This window comes from Herbihabitans rhizosphaerae (assembly GCF_004216555.1).
Classification (GTDB): Bacteria; Actinomycetota; Actinomycetes; order Mycobacteriales; family Pseudonocardiaceae; genus Herbihabitans; species Herbihabitans rhizosphaerae.
In genome coordinates this window covers 1-25,963 of record NZ_SGWQ01000008.1, presented here as the reverse complement: position 1 = coordinate 25,963, position 25,963 = coordinate 1, and the positions used below count along the sequence as shown (strand labels likewise).

Sequence of the window (25,963 nt, the reverse complement as noted above, 5' to 3'; positions counted from 1 at the left end):
ACAACGTTAGCGCTGCGGGCCTGATCAGGCTTGGCCGACCTCGAACCGGGCGAACCGGGTGACCTGCACACCGGCGTCGTCCAGAACGGCCTTCACGGTCTTCTTGGACTCCTGCACGGACGGCTGCTCGAGCAGCGCGACGTCCTTGAAGAAGCCGTTGACCCGGCCCTCGACGATCTTCGGCAGGGCCTGCTCCGGCTTGCCTTCCTCGCGGGCGGTCTGCTCGGCGATGTGCCGCTCGTTGGCCACGATGTCCTCGGGCACGTCGTCGCGGCTGACGTACTTCGCCTTGAGCGCGGCCACCTGCATGGCGGCGGCACGGGCGGCGTCGGCGTCGGCACCGGTGTACTCGACCAGGACGCCGACGGCCGGCGGCAGGTCGGAGGCGCGGCGGTGCAGGTAGGTGGCGACCTGGCCGTCGAACACCGCGACCCGGCGCAGCTCCAGCTTCTCGCCGATCTTCGCGGACAGCTCCTGCACGGCCTCGTCGACGGTCTTGCCGTCGAGCTGGGCGCTCTTCACGCTGTCGACGTCGGCCGCCTTGATCTCCTGCGCGGCCGCGGCGATCTTGTTGGCCAGCTCGACGAATTCGGCGTTCTTCGCGACGAAGTCCGTCTCGCAGTTCAGCTCGATCAGCGCGCCGCCAGACGAGGCGACCAGGCCATTGGCGGTCGCGCGCTCGGCACGCTTGCCGACGTCCTTGGCACCCTTGATCCGCAGGTACTCGACCGCCTTGTCGAAGTCGCCGTCGTTCTCCTCGAGCGCCTTCTTGCAGTCCATCATGCCGGAGCCGGTCAGATCGCGGAGGCGCTTGACGTCGGCCGCGGTGTAGTTCGCCATCGTGGCTTTACCGTCCTTCTTCGGTATTCGCGCGGGTGAATTCTCAGGCTCGACGGTGGCGCATCCGTTGTCCCGCAAGGGAAACGGACGCGCCACCGGTCGGGCTCAGGACTGGTTGGACTTCTCGGCGCCAGCGGAGGCACCGGCGTCGGCGGAGCCACCGTCGGCGTTCGCGCTCACCAGCAGCTCGCGCTCCCACTCGGGCAACGGCTCGTCGGCTGCGACCTCCGGCTTGTCCGAGCCCTCGGCCACGCCGTTGCGGGCACCGGAACGGGCGATCAGACCCGCGGCGGCGGCCTCGGCGACGACCTTGGTCAGCAGCGCGGCCGACCGGATGGCGTCGTCATTGCCCGGGATCGGGTAGTCGACCTCGTCCGGGTCGCAGTTGGTGTCGAGGATCGCGACGACCGGGATGTTCAGCTTGCGAGCCTCGCCGACGGCGATGTGCTCCTTCTTGGTGTCCACGATCCACACGGCGCTGGGCACCTTGGACATGTCGCGGATACCGCCGAGGGTCTTCTCCAGCTTGTCCTTCTCACGGGTGAGCATCAGGATCTCCTTCTTGGTGAGACCCTGGAAGCCACCCGTCTGCTCCATCGACTCCAGCTCCTTGAGCCGCTGGAGGCGCTTGTGGACGGTCTGGAAGTTGGTGAGCATGCCGCCCAGCCAGCGCTGGTTCACGTAGGGCATGCCGACGCGGAGCGCCTCGTTGGCGATGGCCTCCTGCGCCTGCTTCTTCGTGCCGACGAACAGGATCGAGCCGCCGTGCGCGACCGTCTCCTTGACGAACTCGAAAGCCCGGTCGATGTAGGTCAGCGTCTGCTGCAGGTCGATGATGTAGATGCCGTTGCGCTCGGTGAAGATGTAGCGCTTCATCTTCGGGTTCCAGCGCCTGGTCTGGTGCCCGAAGTGCACGCCGCTGTCGAGCAGCTGCTTCATGGTGACGACGGCCATGGCCGGGTTCGCACCTCTTCGTTCAGGCGCGCCGGGCATCAGCTCCGGCACGCGGTGTCGGTTGTCGCGACCCGCCGGGTGGCGAGCGCCCTGGTGCTGTGCTGACGCCCGAACCCGCTGAACACCGTGATCAGTGGGACCGCCGGACGCCGAGGCTCGTGAGTCGGGAACCCCCACGATGTGCACTCGCACGCGAAGTCAGCTCGTGTGACACGAACCGCGTCTGGGAGTGTACGCCGTCCCGGTGGCCGATCGGGAATCGGATTGCCCCAGGCAGGCCGGTTATCCACAAGGTCCGTGTTATCCACAGATTCCGGTCGCCCCCGCCCACTGTCCCGACCACCGGGGAATCGTGGACGCATGCACGCAGCACCTCGCCTCGAGCGCCGACCGTGGCGCCGCCGGCTCCTGTTCACGACCATGTTGATCCTGCTCATCGTGGCGGCGTGGCCGTTCGCGGAAGCGCTGTCCGCGTCCGAGCGCGCGGGTCAGCCGCCTCCCCGGTCCTCGTTCGTCTGGCCGGCGCCGGACCCGCATCCGGTGCTCCGCCCGTTCGAGCCACCGCAGACGCCGTTCGGTCCCGGGCATCGCGGTGTGGACATCGGCGGCCTGGCCAACGCGCCGGTGTACTCCGCCGGCGACGGGATCGTCGCGTTCGCCGGCCTGGTCGCTGGCCGGACGGTGGTGTCGATCCAGCACGACGGCGGCATGAAGACCACCTACGAGCCGATCACACCGGGTGTCGCGATCGGTCAGGCCGTCCGCCGCGGCGAGGTGATCGGCCATCTGCAGCCAGGGCACCCGGAATGCCCCGAGCCGGTCTGCCTGCACTGGGGCGCCATCCAGGGCGAGGAGTACCTCGATCCGCTGACACTGCTCGACGGCCAGGGCGCCGGCCGGGTGCGCTTACTCCCCTTGCGGGCCGAGGGCTGATCACGCTCTCAGGCGCTGGCGGTCTCCAGCAGGCTCGCCCGCAGACGCAGCACGGCGCGGGTGTGCAACTGGCACACCCGCGACTCGGTGACCCGCAGGACCTTGCCGATCTCGGCGAGGGTCAGGTTCTCGAAGTAGTACAGGGTCACGACGACGCGATCCCGTTCGGACAGTCGCCCGATCGCGTCGGCCAGCTGCCGGCGGTTGTCCTGGTCGACCAGCATGGCCACCGGGTCCTCGGCGTCGTCGTCGGCCAGGGTGTCGGCGAGCGGCGTGGTGCCACGGCCGGCACTGGTCAGCTCGTCAAGGGCCACCACGCTGGTGAGCTGCAGTTGGGCGTAGATGTCCTTGAGTTCGGAGACGGTCACGCCCATCTCGTCGGCCAGCTGGCGGTCGGTGGGCGTGCGCTGCAGCCGGGCAGCGAGCCGTTCGAGCGCCCGCTCCAGCTCCCGCGCGCGGCCGCGAACCGATCGCGGCACCCAGTCCTGCGAACGGAGGTCGTCGAGGATCGCGCCGCGGATTCGCTGCATTGCGTAGGTCTCGAACTTCAGGCCGCGCTCGGGTTCGAACCGCTCGATCGCGTCGACGAGCCCGAAGATGCCGGACTGCACCAGATCGGCCACGTCGACGTGCGCCGGAAGGCCGGTACCGACCCGGCCGGCCACGTACTTCACCAGCGGTGCGTAGTGCAGGACGAGCCGGTCGCGCAGCCGCTGGTGGCCGAGCCGCCCGTACTCGCGCCACAGCGCGACGATCCCGGCTTCCACGTCATCGGCCGACCGCAGATCCCCTGGCAGCACGCCGGACGACTGGCCGCTGCCGTACGGCGTTGCGTGCCCGCCATCGCCACCGGTCATGGCCGGTGGTGCGAGGTCCGCGGGACGGGAGGTCGCCGTGATGGCGCGTGAACCTACCCGAACGTCGTCAGGACCGGGGGTGGGTTCGATCATGGATCGCCTTCAGCCGTTCGACGGTCACGTGAGTGTATAGCTGGGTGGTCGCTAGCGTAGCGTGACCGAGTAGCTCCTGGACGCTACGAAGGTCCGCACCTCCCTCGAGGAGGTGAGTCGCGGCACTGTGGCGTAGGCCGTGCGGCCCCATGTCCGGCGCGGCCGGCACCGCCTCAAGCGCCTGATGGACGATCCGGCGCGCGGTGCCCGGGTGCAGCCGGCCGCCCCGAGCCCCGAGCAGAAGCGCTCGCCCCGAGTCGCCTCCGGCGAGTTCCGGGCGGCCGTCGGCGAGCCAGTCTCGGACAGCGCGCTCGGCGGGTTCGCCGAACGGCACGGTCCGCTCCTTGCTCCCCTTGCCGAGCACGCGCAGCACACGCCGGTCGTGGTCGACGTCGTCGAGATCGAGCCCGCACAACTCCGATACGCGGATCCCCGTCGCGTAGAGCAGCTCCAGCACAGCGTGATCGCGCAGGGCGACCGCGTCGCGCTCGGCGGCTCCCGACTCCGAGGCGGCCATCAGGTCCGCGGCGTGGTCCTGCCGCAGGACCGTCGGCAGCGTTCGGTGCCGGCGCGGTGCGACCAGTCGCACGCCCGGATCCACCCGCAGGTGCTCCCGTCGGTGCGCCCACGCGGTGAAGGTCCGGATCGACGCGGCCCGCCGTGCCAACGTGGACCGCTCGGCTCCGTCCGCACGCTGTGCCGCGAGCCAGGCGCGAAGCACGGGCAACCCGATCGCGTCGAGCCGCTGCTCGCCCCGCTGCTCGCCCTCGCCGTCCGGCAGCCCGTAGGCGTGCGCCATCAACGAGAGCACATCGCCCAGGTACGCGCGGACGGTGTGCGCGGACAGTCCCCGCTCCAACTCCAGATGCCGCTCGTACGCGTCGACGACCTTCGCGACGGCCGGCGAGAGGGCTGACCGGACACGGCGGACGTTGACCCGATTCGGGCTGCCGGGTGTCGGAGAGGGCACGGTTCAACGCTGGGGGACGGAGACCGTCAGGTCAAGCATCGCCACACTACGTGTACCAGAAAGCCGGCCGAACAAGATCACACGGCGCCGTGGACGTCAGGTGCGCATCGGCCCACCTCCGCCCGCACTCGTGCGACGCCACCCGTCGTCACCGCACTCGGCCAGGCCGGTCAGCTCGAGCTCGACCAGCGACGCCCGGACCTTGCGCAATGGGACACCCGACTCCGCGGCGACGCGCTCGGGATGCCGTGGGTGCCGGGTGGCGAGCGCGTCGTGCACCCTCGACGCCGCCTCGCTGAGACCGTCGGTGCTTCTGGCCTCCGCACCGACCGCCGCCGGCCCATCCGCCCGAAGTGGTCCGATCACTTCAATCACCTCTTCGGGGGAGGTCACCACGCTCGCCACGCCGGCGCGCAGCAGATCGTGGCAGCCGATCGACATCGAGGACGTGATCGGCCCTGGCACGGCAAGCACCTGACGCCCCAGTGCCGCGGCGGTGGTCGCCGTGTTGCGAGCGCCGCTTCGACGGCCGGCCTCCACAACGACCGTCCCGGCTCCCAGGGCGGCGATGAGCCGGTTCCTGACGAGGAAGCGGTGCCTCGCGGGCGGTGTGCCGGGCGGGTACTCGCTGACGACCAACCCGTTGGCGGCGATCCGATCGAGAAGGTCGGTGTGGCCGGCCGGATAGGCGACGTTCACGCCACAGGCGACCACGGCGACCGTGCTGCCGTAGGCCGCCAGCGCACCACGGTGCGCCGCACCGTCGATGCCGTAGGCCGCGCCGGACACCACCGCGTACCCGCGCTCGGCGAGATCGTGACCGAACTCGCCGGCCACATCGGAGCCGTACACCGTCGCGGCCCTGGCGCCGACGATCGCCACCGCCGGGTCGGCCAGCTTGGCCAACGGTGCGGTGCCGCGCACCCACAGGGCGAGCGGCGCGACGGCCCAGCGCAGACCGCGGCTGACCGCGTTGTCGAGTGCGAGCAGCGGCCAACTCGGCCACTCGTCGTCCTCGGGAATGACGAGCCGCGCCCCGGCGGACTCCGCTCGGGCGAGATCGACCTCGGCCATCTCGATCTCGTGCCTGGCGACCGTCTCCTCCCGCACCGGCTCTGGGACCGTGCCGGTGCGAACCAGCCTCGCCGCCTCGACCGCGCCACACTGGCCCACGAACGCGGCGAGCGCGGGCGCCGGAGGTTCGGCGACGCGCAGCAGGTACGCCCGCGCCAACCGAACCGGATCGCCGGCCGGACCGGCTTCCGGCACTCGAAGTGGATCATGCGCCGTGGTCATGCCGCCGCCCTCCGGTGCCGGAACTCGAGCGCGGCGGCGACCTGATCGGGCTCCGGCTTCTCCTGGTCGGCGAGGTCGCTCAGCGTCCAGGCAACCCGAAGACACCGGTCGGCTCCGCGCGCGGTCAGCAGGCCTCGCTTCAGCCCCTTGTCGAGCACCTCGGTGGTGGTCGTGGGCAGGTCGAAGTCACGGCGCAGCACCGGACCCGGCGCCTCGGCATTGGTGCGCCAGCCGTACGCCGACCACCGCTGGGCCGCCCGCTCCCGCGCGCCGAGCACTCGCTCCCGCACGGTCGCCGTGTCCTCCGGCGTGCCGACCTCGGCCCGCGACATCACGGTGATCGGCCGCATCCGCACCCGCAGGTCCACCCGGTCCATCAGCGGCCCGGACAACCGCGCCAGATAGCGCCGCCTGGCGTCCGGCGCGCACGTGCAGTCGCGGTCTCTCGCCGGTGCGCACGGACACGGGTTCGTCGCCAGGACGAGCTGGAACCGCGCCGGGTAGGTGACGATCTTGTCGCGCCGGGCGATGCGCACCTCGCCTTCTTCCAGCGCGGTGCGCAGCGCGTCCAGCCGGTGCGCGCCGAACTCGCACGCCTCGTCCAGGAACAGCACCCCGCCGTGCGCGATGCTCACCGCTCCTGGCCGCGCGTAGCCAAGCCCGCCGCCGATCAGCGCGGCCACCGACGTCGAGTAGTGCGGCGCGACGAACGGCGGCGCCGCGATCAGCGGGGCGTCCTCGGACAACGCCCCGGCGATCGAGTGGATCGCCGTCACCTCGAGTGCGCGCTGATCGGACAGCGGCGGCAGCAGGCCGGGCAACCGCCGCGCGAGCATCGTCTTGCCGGTGCCCGGCGGGCCGGTCAGCAGCAGATGGTGACCACCGGCCGCGGCGACCTCCAGCGCCCAGCGCGCCTCGGGCTGGCCGAGCACGTCGGCGAGGTCGGCCACGTCCGGCTTGTCCGCACTGACGGCGCGCGGGCCCGGGCGGATCAGCGGCCCCTGCTCGTCGGACTCGTCGGCGGCCAGCCACGCCAGCACGTCCCGCAGCCGGGCGGCACCGAACACGTCCAGCCCGCTCACCAGCGCCGCCTCGGCCAGCGCTGCGTCGGCGACGATGGCACGGGTGAAGCCGTGCCCTCGCGCGGCGATCAGGGCCGGGAGCACGCCGGCGACCTGACGGAGGCGACCGTCCAGCGCCAGCTCCCCGATCAGCACGGTCCCGGCCAGACGGGTGGACGGGACCGCGCCGGCCGCCGCCAGCACCGCGCAGGCCAGCGCCAGGTCGTATCCGGAGCCGACCTTGCGCAGCGCGGCGGGCGACAGGCCGATCGTCAGGTGCTTGTTCGGCCACTCCCTGCCGCTGTTGCGCACGGCCGACCGGACCCGGTCCTTCGCCTCGTTGAGCGACGCGTCCGGCAGGCCGACCAAGTGCACACCGGGAGTGCCCTGGCCGATGTCCGCCTCGACCTCCACCATGTGCCCGCGCAATCCCTGCAGGGCCACCGACCACGCGCGTGCCAACGGCATCAGAACGCCCCTTTCAGGTGTTCCAGCCTCGGCTTCTCCCCCGGCGGCCACACGATCGAGACGATGTCGCAGCGCACCTCGCAGCCCCGGCAGTGATGCGCGGCCATCCACTGCCGGGCGAGCCGGCGGATCCGCGCGGCCTTGTCCGCGGTGACCGCCTCGGTCGGCGTGCCGAAGCCGACGCCGGCGCGGGTCTTCACCTCGCAGACGAGCAGCAGCCGGCCGTCGGTCGCCACGACGTCCAGCTCACCGTCACGACATCGCCAGTTCCGAGACAGCACTACAAGGCCCTGGCTTTCCAGGTACCGAACCGCGAGCTCCTCGCCCTTGCGGCCCAGCCGATGTGGCGCGTGCTCAGCAGCGCCGTCGATTACCGTCGCGTCCATGCCGTCGAGCCTGCCCGGCCGCGCGGGGTGCTCCGGGAGGTCGACCCGAATCTGTGGATAACTCGGGGCTGTGGATAACTTTCTCGGCGATCAGCTGCCGAACGGTCCGTCCTCGGGCAGCCGCAGATCCGGCTTGTCCAGCTCCTCGACGTTCACGTCCTTGAAGGTGATCACCCGGACGTTCTTCACGAACCGGGCCGGCCGGTACATGTCCCATACCCACGCGTCGGACATCCGCACCTCGAAGTAGACCTCGCCGTCGGTGTCGCGCACCTGCACGTCGACCACGTTGGCCAGGTAGAAGCGGCGCTCGGTCTCCACGACATAGGTGAACTGGCCGACGATGTCGCGATACTCGCGGTAGAGCTGCAGCTCCATCTCGGTCTCGTACTTCTCGAGATCCTCGGCGCTCATGCGGACCGCGCTCCTCCTCGTGGCCTTGCTGACTCCCCATTCTGAACCACCTCGGCCGCGGCGACCGACAGTGCCACCCGGTGCGGCGCGCGCAGCCCGTGTCGCGCACCCGCGGAGGCCACGTTCACGAACGACCAGCGGTGCTCGGCGCTCGGCCCGTGCTCGCCGAGCGCCCGCGTGTGCGAGGGAGTGCAGTAACCCTTGTGCTCGTCGAATCCGTACACCGGAAGATCGTCGTGCAGGCCGGCCATGATCCGGTCGCGGGTGACCTTCGCGAGCACGGAGGCGGCGGCGATGCAGGCCACCGCGAGGTCGCCCTTGATCACCGGGATGCTCGGCGCGGTGATGCCCGGCACCCGGAACCCGTCGGTCAGCACGTACCCGGGGTGCCTGGTCAGCCGGGCGACCGCGCGCCGCATGCCCTCCACGTTGGCCACGTGCACGCCGATCCGGTCCACCTCCGACGGCGGCACGATCACCACGGCGTAGTCCACCGCCCTGGCCATGACCTGGTCGTACATCCGGTCGCGCGCGGCCGCGGTGAGCAGCTTCGAGTCGGTCAGCCCCTCGAACCTGGCCGAGTCGCCGGGACGCAACACGCACGAGGCGATCACCAGCGGGCCGGCGCACGCGCCCCGGCCGGCCTCGTCGACGCCGGCGACCGGGCCGAGTCCGCGCCGGTCCAGCGCGGACTGCAACCCCCAGGTCCCCGCGTCTCTCCTGAGCACCGCACGCGGCGGGCGAAGCTGGTCGACAGGTCGGGCCACGCTACGGCCGCCCTCTGCGCAGCGAGGTGCGCACTCGACGGCCGAGCCACAGCGTCGGGTACGCCGCGATGGCGCCGACACCCAACGGGATACCGCTCTGCCACGCGGGCGCGGACATCGCGAGTGCCTGCGGGTTGTCGTCACCGATGCCGTTCCAACGCGACGGCGGCAGCACGATCACACGCGCCTTGCCGATCACGTTGTCCACCGGCACCAGCCCGGCCTGGCCGCCACCGCCCTGCTCCCTGGAGTCGTAGGACACGTTCCGATTGTCGCCCATGACGAACAGGAACCCTTGCGGGACCGTCACCGGCTCGAAGGCCTCCTGGTGCTGCGGGAAGCCCTCCTCCCAGTGCAGGTAGGGCTCGTTCAGCGGTTTGCCGTCGACCTGGACGCGATGTTGATCATCGCAGCACTCGACGGTCTGCCCGCCGACCGCGATCACCCGCTTGACGATGTCGTCCTCGTCCGGGGACGCCAGCCCGAACAGCGCGCCGACGCCCTGCAGCCAGCGCACCACCGGGTTCTCGGACCGCTCCGGGGTGAACTCCGACTTCCAGCTCTCCGGCCGCTCGAACACCAGGACCTCGCCCGGCTCCGGATCGGTGAAGGCGTAGACCACCTTGTCCACCAGAATCCGGTCGCCGGTGCAGCCGGCGCAGCCGTGCAGGGTCGACTCCATCGAGCCGGACGGGATCACGAACACGCGCGCGAGGAACGTCTGGATCAGGATGCTGAGCAACAGCGCGACGCCGATCAGGATCGGCAGTTCCTTCCAGAATGAGCGCTTCTTCTTCTCCGCCTTGGGTTTGCGCCGCAACCAGCGCCTGCCGCCCTGCTCCTGCGTCTCAGAGGTGTCTTCGGTGGTCGTGTCGTCGGTCACCTGGTCGCCGGCGGACTGTGTCGTGCTCTCCTTGTCGCCCTCCTCCGGGATGCTCTCGTTGCGCGCGGATTCTGCGGAGTCGCCCATGTAGTCAAACCTATCCGGAGCAGGTGAGGATGCCGTTCAGCGACGCGGCTTGGGCCGGAATGCCGCACCCAGTCGTGTGCCGAACCGCCGGCCGAGCCAGAGGGTCGGCCACGCGGCGGCGAACCCGACGCCGAACGGAAGGCCCTGCTGCCAGGGTGCCGCGACGAGCCGCTCGTTGACCTGCGGGTTGGGGTCGTCGATGCTTTGCCACCGCGACGGTGGCAGCACGATCGCCCGCGCCTTGCCGATGACGTTACCCACCGGCACCACGCCACGCAGGTTGGGTTGCCCGTCGTTGAGATTGCCCTGGCAGCGCGAGTCGCACGAGTCGTTGCGGTTGTCCCCCATGACCCAGATGGTGCCCTCCGGGACGCGGACCGGCTTGAACGACTCTTGAGTCTTCCTGGACGCGTTCTCCCAGTAGATGTAGGGCTCGGCCAGCGGGTTGCCGTCCACGACCACCCGGTTGGCCTCGCAGCACCAGACGGTCTGGCCGCCGACCGCGATCACCCGTTTGACGAAGTCGCGCTCGTCCGGCGGGGCCATGCCGATCACCGAGCCGACAGTCTGCAGGGCGCGCACGAAGACGTTGTCCGAGCGCGGTTCGAGCACGTCGTTCTCGGTCCACGCCTCAGGACCCTTGAACACCACCACGTCGCCCGGCGCCGGGTCGGTGAACAGGTAGGTCATCTTGTCCACGAGCACCCGATCGCCCGTGCAGCCGGTGCAACCGTGCAGCGTCTGCTCCATCGAGCCGGACGGGATCACGTAGACCCGCGCGACGAACTGCTGGATCAGGAACGTCAGCAGGAACGCGACGACCAGCAGGATCGGCAGCTCACGCCAGAACGAACGCTTCTTCTCCGGCGCGCGATGCGCACCGCGATGGCGCCGGGCGCGGTTGCGAGTGTCCGGTGTCCAAGGCTGCCCCGACGGGCGTCCGTCCGGGAAGCGCGCACGGTCGCCCTCAGGCGCGTCGTGAGGCAGTTGGGCGACCACGCAAACAGATTACGTTAGGTAGCCCTGTGCCGGCTCAAGACGCGGGCGAGGTCTCGCGACGCTCCTCGCGGCGCTCCTTGATCTTGGCGGCCTTGCCGCGGAGGTCGCGCAGGTAGTACAGCTTCGCCCGGCGCACGTCACCGCGGCGCGCGACCTCGATCTCGGCGACGTTCGGCGAGTGCACCGGGAAGGTGCGCTCGACGCCGACGCCGAAGGAGATCTTCCGCACGGTGAAGGTCTCGCGGATCCCGCCACCCTGGCGACGGATCACCACGCCCTGGAACACCTGGACGCGCTGGCGCGAGCCCTCGATGACTCGGACGTGCACCTTCAGCGTGTCGCCCGCCCGGAAATCCGGGATGTCGGAACGCAGTGACTGGGCGTCCAGGGCATCCAGGGTGTTCATCGGTGTGTCCGTCCTCGTTCGTGATGGTGATCGTGCGCCCGTGCGGGCGCCACGCAGCCCGCTTGTCGGGCCGAAGTCCTTTGCGCGCCGAAGACATGCCCGGCTGCAGCAACCTGTCCAGTGTGCCAGACGTGCGCGGCCGGACGAAAACCGGGGCCTCGGTGATCAGGTCCGATCGGCGCGCAGCCGGTCCAGCACGGCGCGATCGGCCGCGTCCAGTTCGGCGTCGTCGAGCAGCTCGGGGCGCCGCGCGAAGGTCCGCTCCAGCGCGGTGTCCCGCCGCCAGCGTTCGATCGCCGCGTGGTTGCCCGAGCGCAGCACGTCCGGCACCGCGAGGTCGCGCCACACCTCCGGCCGGGTGTAGCTGGGGCCTTCGAGCAGCCCGCTCAGCGACGCGGAGAACGAGTCCTGCTTGGCCGACGCGGGATTGCCGAGCACACCGGGCAGCAGGCGGGCCACCGCCTCGACGATCACCATGACCGCGACCTCGCCGCCGACCAGCACGTAGTCGCCGATGGACACCTCGTCGACCGGCATCCGGCGCGCGGCGTCGTCGATCACCCGCTGGTCGATGCCCTCGTAGCGGCCGCAGGCGAACACCAGCCACGGCTCCTCGGCGTACTCCTCGGCCACCGCCTGGGTGAACGGGCGGCCGGACGGCGTCGGCACGACCAGCCGGGGCGGGGTGTCTGTGTCCTGCGGGGCACCCGCACCCGGGGAAGCGCACACCGCATCAAGCGCGTCGCCCCACACCTGCGGCTTCATCACCATGCCGGGTCCGCCGCCGTACGGGCTGTCGTCGACCGCCTTGTGCACGTCGTGCGTCCAGCCGCGCAGATCGTGCACCGCGACCTCGAGCAGACCGCGGTCGATCGCCTTGCCCAGCAACGCCTCCCGCAGCGGCGCCAGGTAGTCCGGGAAGATCGTGACGACGTCGATCCTCACGGGATCAGGCCCTCCGGCGGGTCGATCACGACGCGGCCGGCGCCCAGGTCGACCTCGGGCACGATCTCCCGCACGAACGGCACCAGCACGTCCGCGCCCTCGGACCGCTGGACGATGAGCAGCTCGCCGCCAGGGCCGTGGGTGACATCGCGGACCGTGCCGAGCGCCGTGCCGTCGGCGAGCACCACGTCCAGCCCGGTGAGCTGGTGGTCGTAGAACTCGTCAGGGTTCTCGATCGGCGGCAGATCGGCGGTGTCGGCGTACAGCAGCACGCCGCGCAGCGGCTCCGCGTCGTCCCGCGTGGGGACCTCGGTGAACCGGACGAGCAGGCGCTGATCACGGTGTGGGCGAACGCCCTCGATGGTCAGCGGCCTGGTCTCGCCGTCGTGCAACCGGGCGTGCACGACGGCACCCTCGGCGAAGCGACGTTCGGGCGAGTCGGTGCGCACCTCCACGGCCAACTCGCCGTGAATCCCGTGCGCCTTGGCGACTCGCCCGACAACGACGTCCATGACGCCCCCGCCACTGTCCTTAATGGTCGGTGTCCACCACGTCGACGCGCACCCCGCGGCCGCCGATGCCGGCCATGACGGTGCGCAGGGCGGTCGCGGTACGCCCGCCCCTGCCGATCACCTTGCCGAGATCCTCGGGGTTGACGTGGATCTCCAGCGTGCGACCGCGGCGCGTGGTCACCAGTTCGACCCGGACGTCGTCCGGGTTGTCCACGATGCCGCGCACCAGGTGCTCCAGCGAGTCGGCGAGGAAGCTCACTCGCCGTCCTTGGCGGACTCGTCCTTCTTGGCCTCGGCCTTCTCGGACTTGTCGGCCTTCGCCGGCTTCTCAGCCTTCTCGGCCTTGGCGTCCGCCTTGGGCGCCGACTTCTCGGCGGCCTTCTCCGAGGACTTCTCGGCGGGCTTCTCGGAAGCCTTCTCCGGGGCCTTCTTGCCGCCACCCTTCTTCTTCGGGGTGGTGGCGTCGGTGCCCGGGTCGCCGCCGGCCTCCTTGAGCGCCTTCTCGAACAGCTCCTGCTTGCTCGGCTTGGGCTCCTTGACCTTCAGCGTGCCCTCGGTACCCGGCAGGCCCTTGAACTTCTGCCAGTCGCCGGTGATCTCCAGCAGGTGCTTCACCGGGTCGGTCGGCTGCGCGCCGACGCCCAGCCAGTACTGCGCACGGTCGGAGTCGATCTGGATGACGCTCGGCTCGTCCTTCGGGTGGTACCGACCGATCGTCTCGATGGCCTTGCCGCTGCGACGGGTGCGCGAGTCGGCGACGATGACGCGGTAGTACGGCGCGCGGATCTTTCCGAGGCGCTGCAGCTTGATCTTGACAGCCACGGGTTGTGGTGCTCCTCAACACTTCTCATTGATCGTGGGTGGCCGCACGCGATCCGAGTGGGGACGGATGCGAGCGCCCGAAGGCTTGGCGCTGAGCCGGTGAGAGGGGCCGGCCACAACGGACAGTCGGCTATTGTGCCAGACCCCGGTCAGGCGAACGGGTCGAGGGTGACCCCCGCGTCCTCCAGGGCGGCCCGCACCGCGCGCGCGTGCTGCACCGCGCCCGGGGTGTCACCGTGCAGGCACAACGACTCGGCGCGCACGGACAACACGGAGCCGTCCACGGCGACCAGCTCGCCCTTGGCGGCCAGCCGCACCGCCCGCTCGACCACGGCGTCGGTACCGGACAGCAGCGCGTCCGGGCTCGACCGCGGCACGAGCGTGCCGTCGGGCGTGTACCCGCGGTCGGCGAACGCCTCGGTCACCGGGCGCAGGCCGGCCTCCTTCGCGGCGGCGAGCAGGGCGGATCCGGGCAGTCCGAGCACGGGCAGCTCGCCGAACGCGCGCACGCCGTCCACCACCGCGTGTGCCTGTGCCTCGTGGTGCACCACCGCGTTGTACAGCGCGCCGTGCGGCTTCACGTAGGCCACGCGGGTGCCGGCCGCGCGGGCGAACGCGTCCAGCGCGCCGATTTGGTACAGCACCTCGTCGGCCAGCTCGGCCGGGGCCACGTCCACGAACCGCCGTCCGAATCCGGCCAGGTCGCGGTAGGACACCTGGGCGCCGATCGCCACTCCCCTGGCCGCCGCCGAGGCACACACCGCGCGCATGGTGGACGGGTCGCCGGCGTGGAACCCGCACGCCACGTTCGCCGAGGTCACCACGGACAGCAGCGCGTCGTCGTCGCCGAGGCGCCAGATGCCGAAACCCTCACCGAGATCGGCGTTCAGATCCATGATCACTCCGGGATCGCACCGAGCGCGATCAGCAGCACCGCGAGCGCGGGCAGGAAGTTGTTCACCTGGTGGGCGATGACGCTCGCGCCGAGCCGCCCGGTGAACAGGCGCGCGAGGCCGATCGGGATGCCGATGACGATCAGCAGCGAGGTGCGCAGCGGCTCCAGGTGGCTCACCGCGAACACCACGGTGGACAGGGTGAACACGATCCAGCGGCCCCAGTTCAGCCGCTCCAGCGCGCCCCAGAGCAGCCCGCGGTAGATGATCTCCTCGCACACCGGGCCGACCAGCCAGACGTACAGGAACATGATCACCGCGGCGTAGATCGGCAGGTGCGTGTCGTCCACCAGCGCGCCGACCGCGGAGTTCGCGTTCTCCTCGCCGACGATCTTGGTCCACAGCACGGCGCCGATCGTGGTGCACAGCAGGCCGATGAAGCCGAACTTGAATCCGGCGCGCAGGTCCTCGCGCCGCCACGACCAGCGCAGGTCGATCTTGGGGCCGTTGCCGCGTAACACGGTCACCAGCAGCGCGACACCCGTGGCGACCACCGTCGGCAGCATCGTCGCGACCAGGATCGCCGCGACCGACAGCGGCTGGCCCTCCGCCGGGCGGAAGATCGCCGCGACGAACGCGAACGACAGCAGGAGCACGGCTTCGACCAGGAGAAACGCACCGATTCCCCACTTGTGGTCCCGCCGCTCGTCAGCGGATTGGTCGGTGTCCGCGACATCCGAGGGCTCCCGCGAGTGCAGCTGGGTCACGGGCGCCTCCGTGCGACGACGACGATCCCGGCGTTGGGGGGTCGCCCCGCCGGCCTACGCTCCCGAGCCTAACGGCCGCGCCGTGAACGGCACGTTCAACGTGTGATCACGCGGCCACGGAGCATGATCAACACGGGATCGCGCAGCGCCTCGAGGTCGTCCCGCGGGTCGGCGTCGTAGGCGACCAGATCGGCCGGCGAGCCCTCGTCCAGCGCCGAGTAGCCGAGCCAGCGGCGCGCGTTCCAGGACGCCGAGCCGAGCGCCTGTTCGGTGCTCATGCCGGCCTGGTGCAGCGCCACGATCTCGTCCACGATCCGGCCGTGCCTGATGCCGCCGCCGGCGTCGGTGCCCGCGTACACCGGGATACCCGCCTCCACCGCGGCGGACACCATGCCGTTGACCCCCGCGTGCAGATCGCGCATGTGCGCCGCGTAGGCGGGGTACCTGACGGCCTGGTCCGCGATACCGGGAAACAGCTCGATATTGATCAGCGTGGGCACCAGCGCGGTGCCGCGGCGGGCCATCTCATCGATCGTGTCCTCGCGCAGGCCGGTGCCGTGCTCGACGCAGTCGATCCCGGCGTTGATCAGCCCGGGCAGCGCGTCCTCGCCGAACACGTGCGCGGTGACCCGCGCGCCGGCGTCGTGCGCGACCTTGATCGCGTCGACCAGGATCTCGTCCGTCCACAGTGGAGCGAGGTCGCCGGTGCCTCGGTCGATCCAGTCGCCGACCAGCTTCACCCAGCCGTCGCCGTACGCGGCCTGCTCGGCGACCGCGGCGGGGAGCGTCTCCTGGTCCTCGAGATCCACGCCGAGGTACGGGATGTAGCGCTTCGGGCGGGCGATGTGCCGCCCCGCGCGGATGATCCGGGGCAGGTCGAGACGCTCCTGCAGCGGCCGGGTGTCGATCGGCGAACCGCAGTCGCGCAGCAGCAGCGCGCCTGCGTCGCGGTCGGTGCGCGCCTGCTCGGCGGCCTGCTCGACGTCGTCGGCCAGAATGCCGACGTGGCAGTGCGCGTCGACCAGTCCGGGCACCACGAAGCCACCGTCCACAATGGACTCCGCGCCGGCGACCGGTTCGGTGCGCACCCGCCCGTTGACGATCCACAGGTCCCGCTCGACGCCCTCGGGGAGCACGACACCTCGCACGTGCAGCGCGGGCATGCGGTCACCACCTCTCGCTGATCAAACCGGCGCGACCTCGACGGTATACGGGCGGCTGGTCAGCTTCGGCGACGCACCGGGCGCCGGCAGCGTCTCGTACACGCCGGCGAACACCTCGACCGGCGAACCGACCGGCGGCATGGTCACCTCGGCGGCGTCGCCGGTGCACGGGACGGTGCGCTGCTCCTCCCTCGGCTTCTCGCCTGCGGTTGACCGCTCCTGGTACGCGCGGACCAGCGCGTTGTCCCCCGGGACGCAGCGCACCCAGAGGCGCACGGCCGTTCCGCCCGTCAGCTCGAACCGGGCACGCCCTCGGCCGAAGTACAGCGACGCACCGACGCCGTCCTGCGGCGGGTTGGCCACCAGCACCACGCGCTGGTCGAGCACGCGGCGCAGGTGAGCCAGTTCCGAGCGGGTCAGCGGCGGACCGTTCACCGGCAGCTTCTTGATCGACTTGTCGCCGTCGATCGGTGTGGTGATCTCGTACCTCGGGCGGCTGGCCGAACCGCCCGGCTTGGCCGGGATCCACACGCTCAGGTAGCCGCCCGGCACCGGCGAGCCGCCGTCGGCGTTGACCACGAACATGGTCGAGACGCCACCGGTGGCGCAGACCTTCTCGTCCACCTCGGCCCACCGCACGGAATCCGATGGCAGCCGGAACAGCTTGTCCATCGTGCTCGGCCGACCGCCACCGAACGGTGACACGAGCCGAAAACCCTTGGCGCGCAACGGAACCGTGATGGCCTCGCACCACTTGGCCGGCACGCTGTCTGACAGCGTCAGGTCAGCCTCGTAGCTGGCATCGGTCGGATCGCCGTCGCCACACTCGGCGAGCCCCGAGCAGCCCTTGTCGAACCGCGCGCTCGCCGGGTCGAGGCGCACACCGTCCGGCAGCGGTGCCTTGGCCGCCGCGTCCTCCATGGTCTTGCGGAGGTCGGCCACCTCACCCTCGCCGCGCGTGCAGGCGGTCAGCGACACCACAGCCAGCGCCGCGATCGCGACACCTCTGATGATCACGCAGGCGGCTTCTTCTTGAAGTTGAGTTTGGACGGGTCGAATCCGGGCGGCAGCTCGTTGAGCCCCTGCGGCATGTTCGACAGGTCCGGCATACCCGGGGGCATCCCGCCCGGCATTCCGCCGGGGAGACCCGGCATGCCGCCGCGCACCTTCGGCTGCGTCGGGCCGCGCCCCTTGCCCTTCTTGCCCTTCTTTCCCTTCCTGCCCTTGCTCGACCCGCCACCACCGCCGCCGAACCCGAACCGGCCGGCCATCTGCTTCATCATCTTGCGGGCCTCGTAGAACCGGTTCACCAGGTCGTTGACCTCGCGCACGGCCACACCCGAACCGTTGGCGATGCGCTTGCGGCGGGACCCGTCGATGATCTTCGGGTTGGACCGCTCGGCCGGCGTCATGCCTCGGATGATCGCCTGCAGCCGGTCCAACTGCTTGTCGTCGACCTGGGAGAGCTGGTCCTTCATCTGACCGGCGCCGGGCAGCATGCCGAGGAGGTTCGCGATCGGGCCCATCTTGCGCACGGCCAGCATCTGCTCGAGGAAGTCCTCCAGGGTCAGCTCGCCGGTGCCGATCTTCGCGGCGGCGGCCTCGGCCTGATCCTGGTCGAAGTGCTGCTCGGCCTGCTCGATCAGGGTGAGCACGTCGCCCATGCCGAGGATGCGGCTGGCCATGCGGTCCGGGTGGAACGCGTCGAAGTCCTCGAGCTTCTCGCCGTTGGAGGCGAACAGGATCGGCTGACCGGTGACCTCGCGCACCGACAGCGCGGCGCCACCGCGCGCGTCACCGTCCAGCTTGGTGAGCACCACGCCGGTGAACCCGACGCCGTCACGGAACGCCTCGGCGGTGGTGACCGCGTCCTGACCGATCATCGCGTCCACGACGAACAAGGTCTCGTCGGGCGTGACCGCGTCGCGGATGTCGGCGGCCTGCTTCATCAGCTCCTCGTCGACACCGAGCCGGCCGGCGGTGTCCACGATCATCACGTCGTGCTGGGCGTGCTTGGCCTCGTCGATGCCCCGCCGCGCGACCGAGATCGGGTCACCCACACCGTTGCCGGGCTCCGGCGCGAACACCGGCACGCCGGCGCGCTCGCCGACCACCTGGAGCTGGGTCACCGCGTTGGGCCGCTGCAGGTCGCACGCCACGAGCAGCGGGGTGTGGCCCTGTCCCTTGAGCCAACGCGCGAGCTTGCCGGCCAGTGTGGTCTTACCGGAACCCTGCAGACCGGCGAGCATGATCACGGTGGGCGGCGTCTTCGCCATGTTGAGCCGGCGCGTCTCGCCGCCGAGGATCGCGACCAGTTCCTCGTTGACGATCTTGACGACCTGCTGCGCCGGGTTGAGCGCGGCGGACACCTCCGCGCCCTTGGCCCGCTCCTTGACCTTGGCGATGAAGGCCCGCACGACAGGCAGCGCGACGTCGGCCTCCAGCAGCGCGATCCTGATCTCGCGCGCGGTCGCGTCGATGTCGGCGTCGGACAGCCGGCCCTTGCTGCGCAGGTTGGAGAGAACCGAGGTGAGCCGGTCGGAGAGGGTGTCGAACACAGGTGTCGCACTCCACGTAGCAGGTAGACAGTCTCTAACGAGAGTAGCCGTACATCGGAGTGGACTCCGGGGCCACCCGGAAGGACCCGACCCCTCGTACGGGCCCTTCCGGGGGCGACTGGCACACGCCGGCCGGTTCACCTCTCCGAATGTCGGGCCGCCCGACCCCCAGTCGCGGGCGGCTCCCCCTTGATTCCGGTTCGGTGTTCCGTTCTGCGTGACAACACCAAGATTGCCCGGAAGGGGGGTGCCTCCGGCAGCGTGATCGCCCCCGAGTACGGCTGCGTATTCCTACTCAACCGCGACTGAGTCGATCAGCCGACGGCCATGAGTACCGCCCGCTCGATCTTCTGCCGCCAACCGAGATCACCGCTGGTCGCGGACACGAGGGCGAACGAGTCCACGACCGTCGCACCGACCGTGGACACGCGGGCCCAGTGCACGCCCACCCCCGCTGCTTCGAGCGCCTCGGCGACCCGGTGCAGCAGGCCGATCCGGTCGGCCGCGCGCAGTTCGAGCACCACGTCACCCGAGCCGGCCTCGCCGTCGAACCACAGCACCTTCGGCGGCGGCCCGTCCTGGGCCACCCCGGCGTAGTCGCGCTCCTTGGCCGCCAGCTTCTCGCCGAGCGGCAGCGACCCGGTCACCGCACGGGTGAACTGCTCGCGCAGCAGGGTCGCGTCGGGCAGCGACCCGAACCTCGGAGACACGTGGAACTGTTGCACCCCAACGGATCCGTGCGTCCAGACGGTCGCCGCGTGCACCTCCAGGGAGTTCAGCGCGAGCACGCCGGCCGCCCGGGACAGCAGGCCCGGCCGGTCGATCGCCATCGCCGTGACGGTGGCCAGCGACGTGCCCGGGGTGCTCTCCGGCTCCAGCACGATGTCCGGCTTCCCCGACGCGGCGACGGTCTCCGCGCGGGCGCGCTGCTTGTCGTCCAGCGGGTCCGGGCCGGGTGGGCGCTTGCCGGCCATCGCGGTCCGGCACGCGGCGACCAGCTCCGCGACCAGGGTGGCCTTCCAGTCGGTCCACACGCCGGGGCCGGTCGCCCGCGAGTCGGCCTCGGTGAGCGCGGCGAGCAACTCCAGCAGCACCGGATCGCCGTTCAGCGTCTCCGCCACGCGGGACACGGTGGCCTCGTCGGTGACGTCGCGGCGGGTCGCGGTGTGCGGCAGCAGCAGGTGGTGCCGCACCATCGCGGACACCGTCTCGACGTCCGATGTGGACAGTCCGAGCCGGCCGGCCACCTGGCGGGCGAGCTTCGCGCCGACCTCGGAGTGGTCGGCGTCGCGCCCCTTTCCGATGTCGTGCAACAGGGTTCCGACGAGCAGCAGGTCCGGCCGGGACACCGAGGTGACCAGACCCGCCGCGTGCGCGGTGGCCTGCACGAGGTGCCGGTCGACCGTCCACATGTGCGCGGCGTCGCGCGGCGGCAGGTCGCGCACGGCGCCCCACTCGGGGAACAGGCGCGCCCACAGTCCGGTGCGGTCCAACGCCTCCACGATGTCGACCAGGCCGTCACCGGCGCCCAGCAGTGAGATCAGCTCCTGGCGCGCGGAGGCCGGCCACGGTGAGCGCGGCTCGGGTGCGCTGTCGGCGAGCCGGCTGAGCGTGCCCTGCGCGATCGGGTGTTTGCCGCGCGCGGCGACCGCGGCCACTCGAAGGAGCAACGCGGGGTCTCGTTCGGGTGACACGTCGCGCGCGAGGGCCACCTCGGCTCCGTGCAGCACCACCCCGTCGGCGAGCCCACGCCGTTCCGGACCGCGGCGCAACACACCGAGGACCCGCCGCCCGGTCGCCGGCCGTGCCGCGCGGAACGCCACGTCCACCGCGTACCCGACCGCCCGTCCCGCCCCGGACAGCGCCCGCGCGAGCACGAACCGGTCGGTCATGCCGAGTGCGGCGGCCACCTCGTCGCCGTCCTGCGGGCGCAGCACGTCGCGCGCCCGGCCGGCCAGCCTGCGCAGCTCGGTGCGGGCGTCCAGCAGCAGCGCGTGCGCCTGCGTCACGTCGTCGGCCGGCCGGTCCACGAGCTGGGCGAGCGCCAGCGCCTGCACGATCGCCAGGTCGCGCAGCCCGCCCCGGCCGTGCTTGAGATCCGGCTGCACCCAGTGCGCCACCTCGCCGGCCCGCCGCCAGCGCTGCCACGCCGACTCGACCAGGTCGTCCACCCGGTCCCGGACACCGGTTCGCCACTGGGCGCGCGCCGAGGTCGCCAGCCGCTCGGTGACCGTCGCGTCGCCGGCCACGTGCCGCGCGTCGAGCAGGCCCATCGCCGTGCGCAGATCGGTTCTGGCCACCTGGAGCGCCTCGCCGACCGTGCGCACCGAGTGGTCCAGGCCCACGCCGGAGTTCCAGAGCGGGTACCACAGCCGCTCGGCGATCTCCCTCACGTCGGACCGGCCGTCGTGCACGAGTACGAGATCCAGATCGGAGTACGGCACCAGCTCGCGCCGCCCCAGCCCGCCGACGGCGAGCAGCGCCACCCCGGCCCGACCGTCCACACCGGACTGTCCAGCGTGGACGGTCAGCCAGAACTCGTACAGGTCCGCGAGCGCCTCGCGCAGTACCGGAGCGGGCAGTTTCGAGCGCCCGGAACCGTTGCCCAGCAAGCGATCCCGGGCCAGCGCCACGTCGGCGGTCGTTGCTTCGACCGCCGACGTGGCGTCCACTCTGTCTTCCCCCTGGTTGTCGGACACGGGGTGCCTCTAGAGAGCGTCCGCGCCGCGTTCCCCGGTCCGGACCCGCACCACGTTGTCGACCGGCGTCACCCACACCTTGCCGTCGCCGATCTTGCCGGTGCGTGCGGCTTCGACCACGGCGTCCACCACCTTCTCCGCGGTGGCGTCGTCGGTCACCACCTCGATCTTCACCTTGGGCACGAAGTCCACCGCGTACTCGGCGCCGCGGTACACCTCGGTGTGGCCCTTCTGCCGTCCGTAGCCCTGCACCTCGGAGACCGTCATGCCGAGCACGCCCAGCTGCTCCAGTGCGGACTTCACGTCGTCAAGCGTGAACGGCTTGATGATCGCGGTTACCAGCTTCATGGCGCTCAGCCTTCCTTGCTCGCGCTGGCGGGGATCTTGCTGGCGATTTTGTCGGCGTTGCGGCCGATCGGCGATCCGCCGCCACGCACGTCGGAGAACTCGTAGGCGCTCTCCGCGTGCTCGGTCTCATCGACGCCAGTAACCTCGGACTCGTCGTCCACTCGGAACCCGATCGTCACCTTGATCAGGAAGCCGATGATCAGCGTGGCCACCAGCGAGTAGCCGAGCACCGCGAACGCGCCGACCGCCTGCTTGCCGAGCTGGGTCGCCCCACCACCGTAGAACAGCCCGTCCACCGAGGCCGGGTTGACCGACGTGGTGCCGAACAAACCGATCAGCAGGGTGCCGACGAGCCCGCCGACCAGGTGCACGCCGACCACGTCGAGCGAGTCGTCGTAGCCGAACTTGTACTTCAGGCCGACCGCCAGCGCGCACAGGGCACCGGCGATCAGGCCGATCGCGAGCGCGCCCCACACACCGACGTAGGCGCATGCCGGGGTGATCGCGACCAGGCCGGCCACGATGCCGGACGCGCCGCCCAGCGTGGTGGCCTTGCCGTCCCGGATGCGCTCGATCAGCAGCCAGCCGAGCATCGCGGCACAGGTGGCGCCGAGGGTGTTGATGAACGCGACACCGGCGATGTTGTTGGCGGCCAGCGCCGAGCCGGCGTTGAACCCGAACCAGCCGAACCACAGCAGACCGGCGCCGAGCATCACGAACGGCAGGTTGTGCGGCTTCATCCGTTCCTTGGGCCAGCCGCGCCGCTTGCCGAGGACGAGCGCCAGCGCCAGGGCGGCCGCACCGGCGTTGATGTGTACCGCCGTGCCGCCGGCGAAGTCGAGCGCCTTGAGCTTGTTGGCGATCCAGCCGCCGACCGTGGAGCCGTCGGTGGCGTCGAACGCGAACACCCAGTGCGCGACCGGGAAGTAGACGATCGTCGCCCACAGGCCGGCGAACACCAGCCAGGAGCCGAACTTCGTCCGGTCGGCGATGGCGCCGGAGATCAACGCGACGGTGATGATCGCGAACATGGCCTGGAACGCCACGAACGCGGTGGCCGGCGCGGTGCCCGACTTGGCCTCGGGCAGCAGCAGGCCCTTCAGTCCGAAGAACTCGCCGGGGTTGCCCAGCAGGCCACCGCCGACGTCGTTGCCGAACGCCATGGAATATCCGAAGACCATCCAGAGCACGCCGACGACGGCCATCGCGCCGATGCTCATCATCAGCATGTTCAGCACGCTCTTCGTGCGGACCATGCCGCCGTAGAAGAACGCGAGCCCAGGTGTCATCAGCAGCACCAGAGCGGCGCTGATGAGTAGCCAGGCCGTGTTACCCGTATCCACACTTGCCTCCTCGATACGCAGGCCTTGTTGTTCTCGTTGGCCAGCAGCATCGACAGGCGCTGTTTCGCGGGATCGCGTGCCAGGTTTCACCGGCGTGAACGATCCGGACACCTGTGTTACACCCGCGTTTCATACTGCTCACGGATCACCCGATGGGTGGAATGGGACCATGTCAGAGTGACCAACCAGCACCTTCGGCCGGTGCCAGCCGTGGCGATCACCGACGCGTCGTGGCTGGACGCCCAACTCGACGCGGCGCGGCGCCGGTACCGGTTCGCCCAGCGGGACGCGCTCGGGGTGCTCTGGTGGTACTCGGCCAGTTCGGTGCTGCTCGGTCCGGTGATCTCGTCTTTGGGGCAGGGTGATTCGGCCGCCGACCCGGGCCTCGCGGCCACCACGCTGTACCTGCACCCGGACGGCCGCGTGCTCGACGCGCGATCGGACTCGGTGTGCCCCGACGACCACGCGAAACTCGGGCCGGCGATCGCGGACTCGCTGCGCGACTCGATCGACGCCGTGGTGGCCGCGTCGGGCGCGCACACGCGGGCGCTGTGGGCGATCGCCTCCGACTCGCTCGGCAACCGCCTGTTGTGGGCTGATCGGCGTGACCTGGCCGAGCCGCTGGCCCTGGCCATCGGGCCGGAGTTGCCCCGGCCGCGCTACGTCGAGGTCGGCGGCACGCACGTGGTCCGGCGGAACTCGTGCTGCCTGGTGTACCGCTCCCCCGGCACGGCCAAGTGCGCCAGTTGCCCCCGCCAGCACCCGGACGAGCGCGCCGCCCGGCTGCGGGCCGCCCTCGGCTGACTCGTAACATCGCGCCCCATGTGACCGACATCACGTAAATTAGGGGTTTCGATGACGAATCACGTGACGCTCAGCAGAGGCGAACGACTGCTGTGGGCCGGCAGGCCCCATGCCGTGTGGCGACACACGGCCGACCGGCGCCTGGTCCTGCTCGGGCTCTTCCTCGTGGGTTGGGCCGCTGTGGCGATCTTGATCTCGACCGCGCCGAACATCGTGGAAGACCCGCCAGGTGCGAAGCCGATCATGCTGTTCGCCGCGATAGTCACCGCGAGCATCGGCTTATTCCTCGGGATGATCGGACTGCTGTCCGGGCACCGCAGACTGCGGCGAACCGAGTACGTCCTCACCGACCGCCGGCTGATCGTCACCACGACGCACGCGCACAGCGTGGACACGACCACGGAGTTGCTGCGTGGTCTGCCCGCGCCCGTGACCAGCATGAGCCTCCGCCGGGGGTGGGGCACCGTCCAGTTCGGCGAAGGCGGCGACCGCGAACACCCCGTCCTCTACGCGATCGACGGCGCGCGCCGGGTGCAGGACCTGATCGTCGCCGCCCAGGCGGTTCTGGCGAGGAGTAACGCTACAGAGCGCGGCACCGCTTCGAATAACTGAGGACAAGGCTCGGAGGGGTGCCATGACCGCGGAGACCACGGACGCCAACACACTGTTGAAGGCGCTACGGGAGTTGATGGAGGACGGTTCGCCGACCCGGGAGCTGATGGTTCGGTTCACGGTTCGGGAGCGCGACGAGGCCCACGCCGCTGCGGGGCCCCGGGCCACCGCCGGCGGGAGTACTGGATTCGACACGGAGTTCCTGGGCAGCACGGTCGACCCGCCCCTGCTCGGGGCGACGATCATGCCGGACGTGGTTCAGCTCGACGGTTCGGAGAAGATCGATTACACGCACTTCTCCCTGGCGCTGAGCAAATCGCGACGGTTCGCGTTCTGGGTAGCCTGGAACATCGACGGCGGGGGTTTGCGAAAGCTGTCGCGCAAGGAAATCCCGTTCGTCAAAGATAAGCGTGTGCCGGCCGAGTTCCAGGTCGGCAACGAGCTGTACGAAGGCAACCGGCTCGACCGGGGGCACCTCGCGCGGCGGGCTGATCTACTGTGGGGCACCCTCGCCGAGGCGAAGGCGGCGAACACGGATTCGTTCTTCTACACCAACATCACGCCGCAGATGGACGACTTCAACCAGAGCGCGCGGAATGGGCTGTGGGGGCGACTCGAGGATGCGTTGTTCGCCGATGTCGATGTGGACGATCTGCGGGTGAGCGTGATCGGCGGGCCGGTGTTCCGGGACGACGATCGGGTGTTCCGGAACGTGCAACTGCCGCGAGACTTCTGGAAGGTGATCGTCTTCAACGAAGGCGGAAAACTGACCGCGACGGCGTTTCTGCTGACTCAAAATCTGAACACGCTGGAGACGCTCGATCTTGACGAGTTTCGAGTGTTCCAGGTTTCTCTTGGGGAGATCGAGGAGCGGACCAATCTCCGATTCTCCGACGTGATTCAGTCCGCCGCTACTCCGTTACTCGCTCCGTCGTCGTTGCGTGATCCGCTGGAGGGGCCTGAGGATATCGTCTGGGGTTAGGCGACTCTTGGGGTGATCGGCGGCGCGGTATTGTGCGGGCCGATTCTCACAAGTCAAGGGCGCCTTCGGCGTCGGCTTCGCCGACTCGGCCCTGGGGGGCC

General features: G+C 70.5%; 27 protein-coding genes and 1 pseudogene. 4 read left to right on the top strand and 24 right to left on the bottom strand.

All coding sequences use genetic code 11. The features are described from left to right. Positions 1 to 24: 24 nt before the first annotated feature. Together tsf and rpsB are read right to left on the bottom strand one after the other, a co-directional pair. Entirely contained in the window at positions 25 to 840 is an 816-nt protein-coding gene (tsf, locus tag EV193_RS22165) for a translation elongation factor Ts (protein WP_130346144.1), read from the bottom strand. Positions 841 to 945: 105 nt separating this feature from the next. Further along, the gene (gene rpsB, locus EV193_RS22160; protein ID WP_130346143.1) at positions 946 to 1,794 is read right to left on the bottom strand and encodes a 30S ribosomal protein S2; all 849 of its coding nucleotides are present in this window, start codon (positions 1,792 to 1,794) and stop codon (positions 946 to 948) included. 360 nt (positions 1,795 to 2,154) lie between these two features. On the opposite strand from rpsB, the gene EV193_RS22155 reads away from it, so the two are divergent. After that, positions 2,155 to 2,727, top strand: coding sequence for a M23 family metallopeptidase (locus tag EV193_RS22155; protein ID WP_242613572.1), 573 nt, complete (start codon positions 2,155 to 2,157; stop codon positions 2,725 to 2,727). Positions 2,728 to 2,735: 8 nt separating this feature from the next. Here EV193_RS22155 and EV193_RS22150 read toward each other — a convergent pair whose 3' ends face one another. The 22 genes and pseudogenes from EV193_RS22150 to EV193_RS22045 form a co-directional block, all read right to left on the bottom strand. After that, positions 2,736 to 3,584, bottom strand: coding sequence for a FliA/WhiG family RNA polymerase sigma factor (locus EV193_RS22150; protein WP_242613571.1), 849 nt, complete (start codon positions 3,582 to 3,584; stop codon positions 2,736 to 2,738). A gap of 67 nt (positions 3,585 to 3,651) precedes the next feature. After that, on the bottom strand, positions 3,652 to 4,647 hold the full coding sequence (locus tag EV193_RS22145) for a tyrosine recombinase XerC (RefSeq protein ID WP_130346141.1): 996 nt from the start codon (positions 4,645 to 4,647) through the stop codon (positions 3,652 to 3,654). A gap of 96 nt (positions 4,648 to 4,743) precedes the next feature. Beyond that, a complete protein-coding gene (gene dprA, locus EV193_RS22140; protein ID WP_130346140.1) occupies positions 4,744 to 5,943 on the bottom strand; it encodes a DNA-processing protein DprA in 1,200 nt (399 codons plus the stop codon). After that, a complete protein-coding gene (locus EV193_RS22135; RefSeq protein ID WP_130346139.1) occupies positions 5,940 to 7,472 on the bottom strand; it encodes a YifB family Mg chelatase-like AAA ATPase in 1,533 nt (510 codons plus the stop codon). The genes dprA and EV193_RS22135 overlap by 4 nt, the downstream gene beginning before the upstream one ends. Continuing rightward, positions 7,472 to 7,858 (bottom strand): YraN family protein, encoded by a 387-nt coding sequence (locus tag EV193_RS22130; RefSeq protein WP_130346138.1) that lies wholly within the window; start codon positions 7,856 to 7,858, stop codon positions 7,472 to 7,474. Before EV193_RS22130 ends, EV193_RS22135 begins: the two co-directional genes overlap by 1 nt. A gap of 90 nt (positions 7,859 to 7,948) precedes the next feature. Further along, entirely contained in the window at positions 7,949 to 8,272 is a 324-nt protein-coding gene (locus tag EV193_RS22125) for a DUF2469 domain-containing protein (protein ID WP_130346137.1), read from the bottom strand. After that, on the bottom strand, positions 8,269 to 9,039 hold the full coding sequence (locus tag EV193_RS22120) for a ribonuclease HII (protein ID WP_130346136.1): 771 nt from the start codon (positions 9,037 to 9,039) through the stop codon (positions 8,269 to 8,271). The genes EV193_RS22125 and EV193_RS22120 overlap by 4 nt, the downstream gene beginning before the upstream one ends. 1 nt (position 9,040) lies before the next feature. After that, on the bottom strand, positions 9,041 to 10,009 hold the full coding sequence (lepB, locus tag EV193_RS22115) for a signal peptidase I (RefSeq protein ID WP_130346135.1): 969 nt from the start codon (positions 10,007 to 10,009) through the stop codon (positions 9,041 to 9,043). Between the two features lie 36 nt (positions 10,010 to 10,045). Continuing rightward, positions 10,046 to 11,008 (bottom strand): signal peptidase I, encoded by a 963-nt coding sequence (lepB, locus tag EV193_RS22110; protein WP_242613570.1) that lies wholly within the window; start codon positions 11,006 to 11,008, stop codon positions 10,046 to 10,048. Between the two features lie 34 nt (positions 11,009 to 11,042). Continuing rightward, on the bottom strand, positions 11,043 to 11,414 hold the full coding sequence (rplS, locus tag EV193_RS22105) for a 50S ribosomal protein L19 (protein WP_130346134.1): 372 nt from the start codon (positions 11,412 to 11,414) through the stop codon (positions 11,043 to 11,045). 165 nt (positions 11,415 to 11,579) lie between these two features. Then, a complete protein-coding gene (gene trmD / locus EV193_RS22100) occupies positions 11,580 to 12,359 on the bottom strand; it encodes a tRNA (guanosine(37)-N1)-methyltransferase TrmD (protein WP_130346133.1) in 780 nt (259 codons plus the stop codon). Continuing rightward, a complete protein-coding gene (gene rimM, locus EV193_RS22095) occupies positions 12,356 to 12,871 on the bottom strand; it encodes a ribosome maturation factor RimM (RefSeq protein WP_130346132.1) in 516 nt (171 codons plus the stop codon). The genes trmD and rimM overlap by 4 nt, the downstream gene beginning before the upstream one ends. A 19-nt stretch (positions 12,872 to 12,890) precedes the next feature. Then, complete coding sequence (locus EV193_RS22090) at positions 12,891 to 13,130, bottom strand: RNA-binding protein (protein ID WP_130346131.1); 240 nt, start codon at positions 13,128 to 13,130, stop codon at positions 12,891 to 12,893. Between the two features lie 128 nt (positions 13,131 to 13,258). Then, a pseudogene (rpsP, locus tag EV193_RS22085) lies at positions 13,259 to 13,693 on the bottom strand (30S ribosomal protein S16); the annotation flags it as partial. A gap of 149 nt (positions 13,694 to 13,842) precedes the next feature. Next, entirely contained in the window at positions 13,843 to 14,589 is a 747-nt protein-coding gene (locus tag EV193_RS22080) for a LamB/YcsF family protein (protein ID WP_130346129.1), read from the bottom strand. Between the two features lie 2 nt (positions 14,590 to 14,591). Next, positions 14,592 to 15,353: a CPBP family intramembrane glutamic endopeptidase gene (locus tag EV193_RS22075; RefSeq protein ID WP_423202206.1), complete on the bottom strand. Its 762-nt coding sequence runs from the start codon at positions 15,351 to 15,353 to the stop codon at positions 14,592 to 14,594. A gap of 95 nt (positions 15,354 to 15,448) precedes the next feature. Then, on the bottom strand, positions 15,449 to 16,516 hold the full coding sequence (locus tag EV193_RS22070) for an amidohydrolase family protein (protein WP_207222751.1): 1,068 nt from the start codon (positions 16,514 to 16,516) through the stop codon (positions 15,449 to 15,451). A 21-nt stretch (positions 16,517 to 16,537) separates the two neighbouring features. Continuing rightward, positions 16,538 to 17,533, bottom strand: a complete 996-nt coding sequence (locus EV193_RS22065; protein ID WP_130346128.1) for a hypothetical protein — start codon at positions 17,531 to 17,533, stop codon at positions 16,538 to 16,540. Continuing rightward, positions 17,530 to 19,074 (bottom strand): signal recognition particle protein, encoded by a 1,545-nt coding sequence (gene ffh / locus EV193_RS22060; RefSeq protein WP_130346127.1) that lies wholly within the window; start codon positions 19,072 to 19,074, stop codon positions 17,530 to 17,532. Before ffh ends, EV193_RS22065 begins: the two co-directional genes overlap by 4 nt. A 314-nt stretch (positions 19,075 to 19,388) precedes the next feature. Next, positions 19,389 to 21,773: a [protein-PII] uridylyltransferase gene (locus EV193_RS22055; RefSeq protein ID WP_278044209.1), complete on the bottom strand. Its 2,385-nt coding sequence runs from the start codon at positions 21,771 to 21,773 to the stop codon at positions 19,389 to 19,391. A gap of 9 nt (positions 21,774 to 21,782) precedes the next feature. Further along, positions 21,783 to 22,121: a P-II family nitrogen regulator gene (locus EV193_RS22050; RefSeq protein ID WP_130346126.1), complete on the bottom strand. Its 339-nt coding sequence runs from the start codon at positions 22,119 to 22,121 to the stop codon at positions 21,783 to 21,785. A 5-nt stretch (positions 22,122 to 22,126) separates the two neighbouring features. Then, positions 22,127 to 23,464 carry an ammonium transporter gene (locus EV193_RS22045; RefSeq protein WP_130346125.1) on the bottom strand — a complete coding sequence of 446 codons (1,338 nt, stop codon included), beginning with the start codon at positions 23,462 to 23,464 and terminating at the stop codon, positions 22,127 to 22,129. Between the two features lie 177 nt (positions 23,465 to 23,641). On the opposite strand from EV193_RS22045, the gene EV193_RS22040 reads away from it, so the two are divergent. From EV193_RS22040 to EV193_RS22030, 3 genes are read left to right on the top strand one after another with little or no spacing between them, the layout of a single operon-like run. Continuing rightward, entirely contained in the window at positions 23,642 to 24,268 is a 627-nt protein-coding gene (locus EV193_RS22040) for a (2Fe-2S)-binding protein (protein ID WP_130346124.1), read from the top strand. A gap of 51 nt (positions 24,269 to 24,319) precedes the next feature. Next, positions 24,320 to 24,880: a hypothetical protein gene (locus EV193_RS22035; RefSeq protein ID WP_130346123.1), complete on the top strand. Its 561-nt coding sequence runs from the start codon at positions 24,320 to 24,322 to the stop codon at positions 24,878 to 24,880. A 22-nt stretch (positions 24,881 to 24,902) separates the two neighbouring features. Continuing rightward, positions 24,903 to 25,862: a DNA/RNA non-specific endonuclease gene (locus EV193_RS22030; RefSeq protein ID WP_130346122.1), complete on the top strand. Its 960-nt coding sequence runs from the start codon at positions 24,903 to 24,905 to the stop codon at positions 25,860 to 25,862. The last annotated feature ends 101 nt before the right edge of the window (positions 25,863 to 25,963 follow it).

What these genes read in the sequence shown, in the direction of transcription:
- tsf (WP_130346144.1), bottom strand. Translation starts at nt 840, where the DNA reads ATGGCGAACTACACCGCGGCCGACGTCAAGCGCCTCCGCGATCTGACC.
- rpsB (WP_130346143.1), bottom strand. Translation starts at nt 1,794, where the DNA reads ATGGCCGTCGTCACCATGAAGCAGCTGCTCGACAGCGGCGTGCACTTC.
- EV193_RS22155 (WP_242613572.1), top strand. Translation starts at nt 2,155, where the DNA reads ATGCACGCAGCACCTCGCCTCGAGCGCCGACCGTGGCGCCGCCGGCTC.
- EV193_RS22150 (WP_242613571.1), bottom strand. Translation starts at nt 3,584, where the DNA reads ATGACCGGTGGCGATGGCGGGCACGCAACGCCGTACGGCAGCGGCCAG.
- dprA (WP_130346140.1), bottom strand. Translation starts at nt 5,943, where the DNA reads ATGACCACGGCGCATGATCCACTTCGAGTGCCGGAAGCCGGTCCGGCC.
- EV193_RS22135 (WP_130346139.1), bottom strand. Translation starts at nt 7,472, where the DNA reads ATGCCGTTGGCACGCGCGTGGTCGGTGGCCCTGCAGGGATTGCGCGGG.
- EV193_RS22130 (WP_130346138.1), bottom strand. Translation starts at nt 7,858, where the DNA reads ATGGACGCGACGGTAATCGACGGCGCTGCTGAGCACGCGCCACATCGG.
- EV193_RS22125 (WP_130346137.1), bottom strand. Translation starts at nt 8,272, where the DNA reads ATGAGCGCCGAGGATCTCGAGAAGTACGAGACCGAGATGGAGCTGCAG.
- lepB (WP_130346135.1), bottom strand. Translation starts at nt 10,009, where the DNA reads ATGGGCGACTCCGCAGAATCCGCGCGCAACGAGAGCATCCCGGAGGAG.
- rplS (WP_130346134.1), bottom strand. Translation starts at nt 11,414, where the DNA reads ATGAACACCCTGGATGCCCTGGACGCCCAGTCACTGCGTTCCGACATC.
- rimM (WP_130346132.1), bottom strand. Translation starts at nt 12,871, where the DNA reads ATGGACGTCGTTGTCGGGCGAGTCGCCAAGGCGCACGGGATTCACGGC.
- EV193_RS22080 (WP_130346129.1), bottom strand. Translation starts at nt 14,589, where the DNA reads ATGGATCTGAACGCCGATCTCGGTGAGGGTTTCGGCATCTGGCGCCTC.
- EV193_RS22070 (WP_207222751.1), bottom strand. Translation starts at nt 16,516, where the DNA reads ATGCCCGCGCTGCACGTGCGAGGTGTCGTGCTCCCCGAGGGCGTCGAG.
- EV193_RS22050 (WP_130346126.1), bottom strand. Translation starts at nt 22,121, where the DNA reads ATGAAGCTGGTAACCGCGATCATCAAGCCGTTCACGCTTGACGACGTG.
- EV193_RS22035 (WP_130346123.1), top strand. Translation starts at nt 24,320, where the DNA reads ATGACGAATCACGTGACGCTCAGCAGAGGCGAACGACTGCTGTGGGCC.
- EV193_RS22030 (WP_130346122.1), top strand. Translation starts at nt 24,903, where the DNA reads ATGACCGCGGAGACCACGGACGCCAACACACTGTTGAAGGCGCTACGG.